This is a genomic window from Exiguobacterium sp. UBA3491 (genome assembly GCF_002377745.1).
Classification (GTDB): domain Bacteria; phylum Bacillota; class Bacilli; order Exiguobacteriales; family Exiguobacteriaceae; genus Exiguobacterium_A.
The window spans coordinates 327-7,654 of record NZ_DFQK01000020.1; the positions used below are offsets into that span (position 1 = coordinate 327).

The 7,328-nt window shown below is 47.7% G+C and carries 9 protein-coding genes; 4 read left to right on the plus strand and 5 right to left on the minus strand.

From position 1 onward, the window contains the following. Both B4F99_RS06575 and B4F99_RS06580 read right to left on the minus strand, forming a co-directional pair. The coding region (locus B4F99_RS06575; protein ID WP_290756127.1) for a YwhD family protein at positions 1–225 on the minus strand (225 nt) is incomplete at its 3' end. A 65-nt stretch (positions 226–290) separates the two neighbouring features. Next, positions 291–815 carry a hypothetical protein gene (locus B4F99_RS06580; protein WP_023466793.1) on the minus strand — a complete coding sequence of 175 codons (525 nt, stop codon included), beginning with the start codon at positions 813–815 and terminating at the stop codon, positions 291–293. 168 nt (positions 816–983) lie between these two features. Between B4F99_RS06580 and B4F99_RS06585 the strand changes: the two genes are divergently transcribed. After that, positions 984–1,169 carry a 2-hydroxymuconate tautomerase gene (locus tag B4F99_RS06585; protein WP_023466792.1) on the plus strand — a complete coding sequence of 62 codons (186 nt, stop codon included), beginning with the start codon at positions 984–986 and terminating at the stop codon, positions 1,167–1,169. 72 nt (positions 1,170–1,241) lie between these two features. Next, positions 1,242–1,886, plus strand: coding sequence for an NAD(P)-dependent oxidoreductase (locus tag B4F99_RS06590; protein WP_290756130.1), 645 nt, complete (start codon positions 1,242–1,244; stop codon positions 1,884–1,886). 55 nt (positions 1,887–1,941) lie between these two features. On the opposite strand, the gene B4F99_RS06595 is transcribed toward B4F99_RS06590, so the two are convergent. The 3 genes from B4F99_RS06595 to B4F99_RS06605 form a co-directional block, all read right to left on the minus strand. Beyond that, positions 1,942–3,120, minus strand: a complete 1,179-nt coding sequence (locus B4F99_RS06595; RefSeq protein ID WP_290756132.1) for a NupC/NupG family nucleoside CNT transporter — start codon at positions 3,118–3,120, stop codon at positions 1,942–1,944. 122 nt (positions 3,121–3,242) lie between these two features. Then, positions 3,243–4,100, minus strand: a complete 858-nt coding sequence (locus B4F99_RS06600; RefSeq protein WP_214856221.1) for a phosphotransferase family protein — start codon at positions 4,098–4,100, stop codon at positions 3,243–3,245. Beyond that, positions 4,097–5,404 (minus strand): HD domain-containing protein, encoded by a 1,308-nt coding sequence (locus B4F99_RS06605; RefSeq protein WP_214856222.1) that lies wholly within the window; start codon positions 5,402–5,404, stop codon positions 4,097–4,099. Before B4F99_RS06605 ends, B4F99_RS06600 begins: the two co-directional genes overlap by 4 nt. A 145-nt stretch (positions 5,405–5,549) precedes the next feature. Between B4F99_RS06605 and B4F99_RS06610 the strand changes: the two genes are divergently transcribed. After that, positions 5,550–6,371, plus strand: a complete 822-nt coding sequence (locus B4F99_RS06610; RefSeq protein ID WP_290756136.1) for a lipoate--protein ligase family protein — start codon at positions 5,550–5,552, stop codon at positions 6,369–6,371. Positions 6,372–6,387: 16 nt separating this feature from the next. Further along, positions 6,388–7,236: a DegV family protein gene (locus B4F99_RS06615; protein ID WP_290756138.1), complete on the plus strand. Its 849-nt coding sequence runs from the start codon at positions 6,388–6,390 to the stop codon at positions 7,234–7,236. Positions 7,237–7,328: the final 92 nt, after the last annotated feature.

The window sequence follows — 7,328 nt, forward strand, 5'->3', positions numbered from 1 at the left end:
GTACAATTTACCGTTTGGCGTATCGGCTTTATCCGTCGTGAACTTGACGCGTTTCTCGATTGCTGCTTTCGCGTGCATCGCACCCATATCGATGTAAGCTTCGCCGTCTTCCGGAGAAATGATGACGGGTGACATACTGTTTAAACTGAGTGTTCCGACACCAAATCCTCCGTGACCGTCTGTAGAGTTATCTGAAATGATATTGAAGTTAATCTTTTTTTCCATCGTGTTTTGTCCCCTTTTAATCCTGTTGCTTCTATCATACCGTATTCCGAGGTGTCTGCAACCAGTCACTCATAACGAAGTAACTGTAATTGTTCCTCTGATGCTCGGCGAATCGTCGGGAGACGATAACACGTCATGGACGCAATTTCCTCGTGAGCCGGGGGATTAACCTCTTCAAGGTGAAGCAAAGCGCGATCAAACAGGGTTTGCGCCGCACGACCGAACAAGAAGAGACGTTCCAGCGAAGAACACCGCGACCGAATCGCACGTAACTGATGCGCGAGTTCTCGTACCTTCGCCTCGACCTCTTCTTCCATGTCAGCTGTCGGTTTTCGATTTTGAAACAACGGTTTGAAACGTACATCGTCTTCAAGCAACGTCAACATCCCGTATCGCTTTGCTTCTTTTTGATTCAGCAGTTGAGCGAGTTCTTTATCCGTTACGAGTCGTCCGAATGGAATGTTCTGTTCAAAGACGATATCTGCGACTTCGAGTCCTTTAGCACCAGACAACGGATAATTCGTATCTTCCGGTAACGCCCGATCAAAAATCAGTAACGTATGAATCTTCTTCCGTATGATTGCGTCCATATGTCTCTCCTTTTCTGCCGTATGTGTATGACTACCTTCGCTTCCGACAAGAATAGCTCCTACCTTATACCCTTCTTTTTCGAAAACGATGTTCGAATTGACGAATCCCCTATCGAATGCGCTATACTGATGGCGTATCGTCATCAAGCTAGAGGGGGAAATGAAGTCATGCCATATGTTACGGTTAAAATGTTATCGGGTCGTACAGTCGAACAAAAACGTGCTTTGATTGAAAAAGTCACGGAAGCAGTGTCGGAAACGACGAATGCTCCTAAAGAAAACATCACGGTCTTCATCGAAGAGATGGAAAAAACAGATTACGGTCAAGCTGGCGTCATGTTCGCGGATAAATAACCAACAAGAGACGTCCGGTCGTTACCGCACGTCTCTTTTTCCCATCTACTTGATCTCTAAGGAGGAAAACCTATGACTACTGTTACTGTATTTGGTGCGACCGGTCGAACAGGTCGACCTTTGATTGATCGGTTATTAGAAGACGGCTACGACGTTCGTGCACTCGTACGTTCCACGTCACCGGACTTACCCGTCCATGACCGACTTCACGTCCTGACAGGAGATGCGACAAATCCAGAGGATCTCGAACAAGCACTTGTAGGAAGCACCGCTGTCTTCAGTTGTCTCGGTACCGATCAACAGCAGGTCCTTTCGACAGCGATTCCACATCTCGTCACGAAGATGAAGGAAGCAGGCATCGAACGGATCGTCTTCATCGGTACAGCAGGCATTCTCGATGCATCAGAAGAACCAGGAAAGTATCGTTTCCAATCGAGTGAGTCCCGTCGACGCTCGACAATCGCAGCAGAGGATCACCTGAAAGCTTATTTAACTTTAAAGGATGCAGACGTCGACTTCACCGTCATCTGTCCAACACAACTGACGGAAGACAAAGCACTTGCTGCTGACGACTTGTTAATTGAGACGACACGCTTCACTGCATCGACAGGACCGATTCCCCGGGAAAACGTCGCACAGTTCGCCTTTGAAGTTTATCGTGACGGAACACATCATCGTGTCCGTGTCGGGATTGCTTCGCATGGATCAACTGAATGAAAAACAAAAAGAGCAATGGATCTGCTGATCCATTGCTCTTTCATATGTGTAACGATTATAGCAAGACGCTGACGACGATTGCCGTCAAGACACTGACGAGTGTTGCGCCGTAGAGTAACTTCAGACCAAAACTAGCTGCAACGCTTCCTTGGCGGTCGTTCAATCCTTTAACCGCACCAGCGATGATTCCGATTGACGAGAAGTTCGCGAACGAGATCAAGAAGACCGACACGATTCCGAGTGTACGTTCCGAGAATTCTTTTGAATATTCTGGAAGGCTCAACATCGCAACGAATTCGTTCGTGATCAATTTCGTTGCCATGACACTACCGGCACTGACGGCTTCCGCCCATGGAACACCCATGATGAATGCGAATGGTGCAAAGATGTATCCGAGAATTTCTTGGAACGAGATATCGAGAACCATCAGGAAGATATCGTTGACCATTCCGATCAAAGCATTGTAACCGATCAACATCGCACCAACGATGATTGCGACTTTGAATCCATCCATGATGTATTCGCCGAGCATTTCGAAGAACGTTTGCTTCTCTTCGACGATTTCAAGAATATCTTCTTCCGGGTCAACCGTGTATGGGTTGATGATTGAGACGATCATGAAACCACCGAACAAGTTCAAGACGATTGCTGTAACGACATATTTTGGTTCTACCATCGTCATGTACGCACCGACGATTGACATCGAAACCGTCGACATTGCTGATGCACACAATGTGTAAAGACGGTTTGCTGGTAATTGACCAATTTGTTTTTTTACTGTGATGAATACTTCTGATTGTCCGATCGCAGCTGAAGCAACCGCGTTGTAAGACTCGAGACGCCCCATCCCGTTGATTTTCGACAAGACGAAACCGATACCGCGCATCAAGATCGGTAAAATCTTTGTGAATTGTAGAATTCCGATCAAGGCAGAGATGAAAACGATTGGTAGCAAGACGTTAATGAAGAACGGTTGTGCACCTTCGTTCGCTAGCCCACCAAAGACGAAATCAATCCCGATTGCCGCATAACTCAGCAGTTTTTCAAAGACTTTCGCGACGCCACGAATGACGATATATCCGAACGATGTATTGAGTAAAATGAACCCAAGTACGAGCTGAAGAACTAGCATGACCGCAAGCGGTTTCAATTTGATGTCTTTACGATTGCTGCTGACAAGGAGCGCCAAACCAAAAACGATAGCCAGTCCGAGTAGTGCGATAAGATATTTCATGAAGTACCCCTCTATCTATTAGTTGTTTATCAGTTGTACATTCGTACGATGTCTGACGTTTAATTTCTTTCCAAGTAATAGAATAATCAATATTTCGAAGAACTACAAGAGGAAAAGTTCATTTAGTAACCGCTTTCGTTATTTTCATAGACTTTCAAGACAAACTTTTCCAAGCGTTCCCGAACATTGTCCTGACTGAGGTTTTGCCTTCCATATGCTTTCCACCCCGAATAGACGTCAATCGTTTCCGGTCCAAAATCAAAAACAGCCCGAATATCCCACCCGTGATCGTACAAACGGTTCGTCTGTTTAAGGTAACTTTTTAAAAAATGATCCGCCATCTCGACGGATTCGAGCAAGGCAAGATTCAAACGACAATGCGCAAGGTCGACTTCAATGGGACCTACACACGCATTAATCCAATCAATCGTATGACACGTCCCATCCATTTCGTATAACACATTGACCGGATGGAAATCCCGATGAATAAATCGGATTGTTTGACTTTCGATCGGTTCGACCGCCAGTAGCTGACGCCATCTCTCCGGATGCTGCGTCCACGTCGGAACGTGACGTTCCGTCGCATACGGCTGATAGACATAAAGAGATTCTGGTATCGGTAGTGTATGGATTGCCGCAAGCATCTGTGCTAGTCGTTCGACATATTGCTCATCTACCTGATCAAGCCGGATCTCTCCCGGTGAACGCGTCATATATATCCACGGCGGTATTTCGTCCCTAACATCTGTTTGATAGTCCAACACATCTGGTGCTAAGTCACCTGCTGCTCGTAACGCAAACACCTCGTGCAAGACAAGATCAGGCTCCTCATGTAGCCAGTCCTGATTCGTATGGACGCGAAGAATTCCCTCACCGACCCGAAAAACAAGGGAGGATGTCGCGCCTTTTAAGACTTCGACCTCTCCCCCCTCCTGTCCAAGCTGTTGCAAGATGTTCGTAAGGACAGCGGACGATATCATGATGTCACATTACCAATCAATAACTGGTCGATTTGCATCTTCTCATTCGCATGTTCGCGCAAGTCGTGCAAAATTTCTTGCGGGAAGAACAGCTTCTCATCCGTTTGGCGTGACGTCGCAATGGCTTGAACGAGCGGTGAAACTTGCGAAATCTCTTTCATCTGCCCACCCTTCATCTGTAGCATGATCGGCTGCTTACTAATTTCACCGTTATCTCCATATAAATCGTAAGGAAGACGACTGAGTTTATCTTCAAGCAGATAATACGTCGGATTCAAGCCGATTGCTTCGAACAACTCACACAACTTATCGTGGACGAGTTCCCGTTTTTCAGCCGGGTAATCGACATACTTAAACAACTTCCGGTCAACGAATCGCCTCGAGAGATCTGCAAGGATTGGATCCTGCTCATTCGCCCACTGCTGAAAATAGAAGTAGACGATTGTCTCATCGAGCCCAAGGAAATCACGCAACTCCATCTTCTGATCAAATAGCGGCATCAAATGGATTGGTGCGATCGCAAACGGATATGCGGACAGGTACAACTCCTGCGCCCGCTCAAGAATAGCCTTTAATAGGTAATCACTCGATCGTGTCACCGGATGCAGGTAGACTTGCCAATACATCTGATACCGCCGCATGATGTAGTCTTCGATCGAATGCATTCCCGATTGTTTGACGACCATCTGATTATGGGCTGGACGCAATACCCGAAGCATCCGCTCGAGATCGAATTTTCCGTAGCTGACACCGGCAAAATGCGCATCGCGCAATAAATAATCCATCCGGTCAACGTCGAGTTGTGAGCTGATCATCGTAACAAGCAGTTGATTCGGGTGCGTCTTGTTGATGATCGACGCTACTTCTTCCGCAAATCCGTCTCCGACTTGGTCGAGGACTTTCTTGATTTCCGTATCCCCGAGAATGATCCGCTCCGTCCACGTCTCGTGGTTAACACCGAAGACGTTCTCGAATGCGTGCGAAAACGGACCGTGTCCGACATCGTGTAAGAGTGCCGCAGCCAGTGTCAACTCCCGGTACTGATCGTCCCAATCGGCGCGACCGTTGAAGACATCGATCAGTTGACGCGTGATTTCATAGACACCGAGTGAATGATGGAATCGCGTGTGTTCCGCCCCATGAAACGTCAAAAAGGATGTTCCGAGTTGTTTGATTCGGCGTAGTCGCTGAAATTCACGTGTACCGATCAGTTGCCAAATCAACTGATCACTGACATAGATATAGCGATGAACCGGATCCTTGAAGACCTTCGTTTCCTTTAATTGTCCTAATGATTGATACATATGTTTCTCTCCTTTAAATCGTGTCTATGTCGTTGTTGTTCGGTTTTGTTTCCAAGGATTCCTGTCTCCCGCGGCGCTTCGCACAGAAACTTTACACACCCTATGCTATAATGATGTCGCAAATCTACAATAAAGGAACGAGCCTATGGGAATCGAACTCTTAAAACAAGAACATTATCGTATTTTTGATCAAACGTCACTCGGAACTGCTTTCCATGCGACACAATCGTTTGCGATGGACGACACATTATGTGCCTCTGTTGCAACAGAAGGAGCCGCACTCCGCTCTTGGATTCACCACGAAACCGTCGTCCTCGGCATCCAGGATGCCCGTCTTCCTCATCTTGCTGACGGTGTAGCTGTCCTGCATGAACATGGTTTCTCACCCGTCGTCCGTAATTCAGGTGGTCTTGCCGTCGTCCTCGACGCTGGTGTCTTGAATATTTCACTCGTCCTACCGGAACGCGGCGGGATCGATATCGACAGTGGTTACGAAGCGATGCTTGCGCTCGTCCGTCGCATGTTCGCGCAGGAAACGGACGCGATCGTCGCCGGTGAAGTCGTTGGATCGTATTGTCCCGGTTCTTATGACCTGTCGATCGCCGGTAAAAAGTTCGCCGGTATCTCGCAGCGGCGCGTCCGTGGTGGCGTTGCCGTTCAAATCTACCTCTGTGTCAACGGAAGTGGGAGTCAGCGCGCCGCTTTAGTCCGTGACTTTTACGCAGCAGCGCTTCAAGGCGAGACGACGAAATTCGTCTATCCAACCATTGTCCCGGAAACGATGGCTTCGCTTGAAGAATTACTCGGTACCTCATTGACGGTCGAGGACTGCTTACGCCGTTCCTATGAGGCGTTACTTGCGCTCGGCGCTGATTTGACACCAGCGACTTTGACGGAACTCGAGAACGAGCGATTCGGTGTCAATTTAAGTCGGATGCTTGATCGAAACGAAAAAGCTCTAGGTTAAGAAAGGAGACAACGTGATGATCCGATTGATCACAGACAGTGGTGCCGATGCACCAAAAGACATGTTAGATGCTTATGATTTTACGATCATGCCGTTCGGCGTATTGATCGACGAAGACACGTTCTTCGATGGAGAATCGATATCTCCGAAACAACTATATGATAAGATGCGCGATGGCGCAGCACCAAAGACATTCCAAGTAGAAGTCAGCCGGATGGTCGAGGTGTTCACGCGTCACTTCGAACAAGGTGATCCCTTCCTCTATCTCGCCTTCTCGAGCGAATTGTCGGGAACGTACCAAACCGCGAAGATGCTCGCGGACGAACTCGCCGAAAAGTATCCGAACGTGCCCTATCTCGTACTCGATACGAAAACCGCTTCGACAGGACAAGGATTGTTCGTTCTTGACGTCGCAGAATATGCGAAGACGCATTCGTTTGAAGAAACAGCGGCTTATGCTGAAGCCAAGGTGAATACGATTCGTCATCTGTTTACAGTCGAATCACTCGAATATTTGATGCGCGGTGGACGCGTTTCGCGAGCTAGCGCCTTCATTGGTGGTCTCCTATCGATCTTGCCACTGTTGACCGTCGAAGATGGGAAGCTGATTCCGAAAGAAAAAATCCGAGGTCAGAAAAAGGTCATGAACCGGATCGTCGAGTGGATGGAAGAAGCACGTCCTGCGATTGACGGACATCGAATCATGATTGGTCATGGGGATTCAATCGAACGCGCAGAACAATTAAAACAATTGATTGAAGCACAGTTTTCACCAAGCGAAGTCATCTTGACGATCGCTGGCGCAGCGATCGGTTCACATACAGGACCGGGACTTGTCGTCATTGGGTATGACCTTCCACGTTAACGGCATTCATTCTTACTTCATTAAACGAGGCTGACTCAAAAAAAGAACGACTCGTCTGTTCACGCCCTTTCCTCAGGCGAGACACAAGCCAG

What these genes read in the sequence shown, in the direction of transcription:
- B4F99_RS06615 (WP_290756138.1), top strand. Translation starts at nt 6,388, where the DNA reads ATGATCCGATTGATCACAGACAGTGGTGCCGATGCACCAAAAGACATG.
- B4F99_RS06605 (WP_214856222.1), bottom strand. Translation starts at nt 5,404, where the DNA reads ATGTATCAATCATTAGGACAATTAAAGGAAACGAAGGTCTTCAAGGAT.
- B4F99_RS06595 (WP_290756132.1), bottom strand. Translation starts at nt 3,120, where the DNA reads ATGAAATATCTTATCGCACTACTCGGACTGGCTATCGTTTTTGGTTTG.
- B4F99_RS06600 (WP_214856221.1), bottom strand. Translation starts at nt 4,100, where the DNA reads ATGATATCGTCCGCTGTCCTTACGAACATCTTGCAACAGCTTGGACAG.
- B4F99_RS06580 (WP_023466793.1), bottom strand. Translation starts at nt 815, where the DNA reads ATGGACGCAATCATACGGAAGAAGATTCATACGTTACTGATTTTTGAT.
- B4F99_RS06590 (WP_290756130.1), top strand. Translation starts at nt 1,242, where the DNA reads ATGACTACTGTTACTGTATTTGGTGCGACCGGTCGAACAGGTCGACCT.
- B4F99_RS06585 (WP_023466792.1), top strand. Translation starts at nt 984, where the DNA reads ATGCCATATGTTACGGTTAAAATGTTATCGGGTCGTACAGTCGAACAA.
- B4F99_RS06610 (WP_290756136.1), top strand. Translation starts at nt 5,550, where the DNA reads ATGGGAATCGAACTCTTAAAACAAGAACATTATCGTATTTTTGATCAA.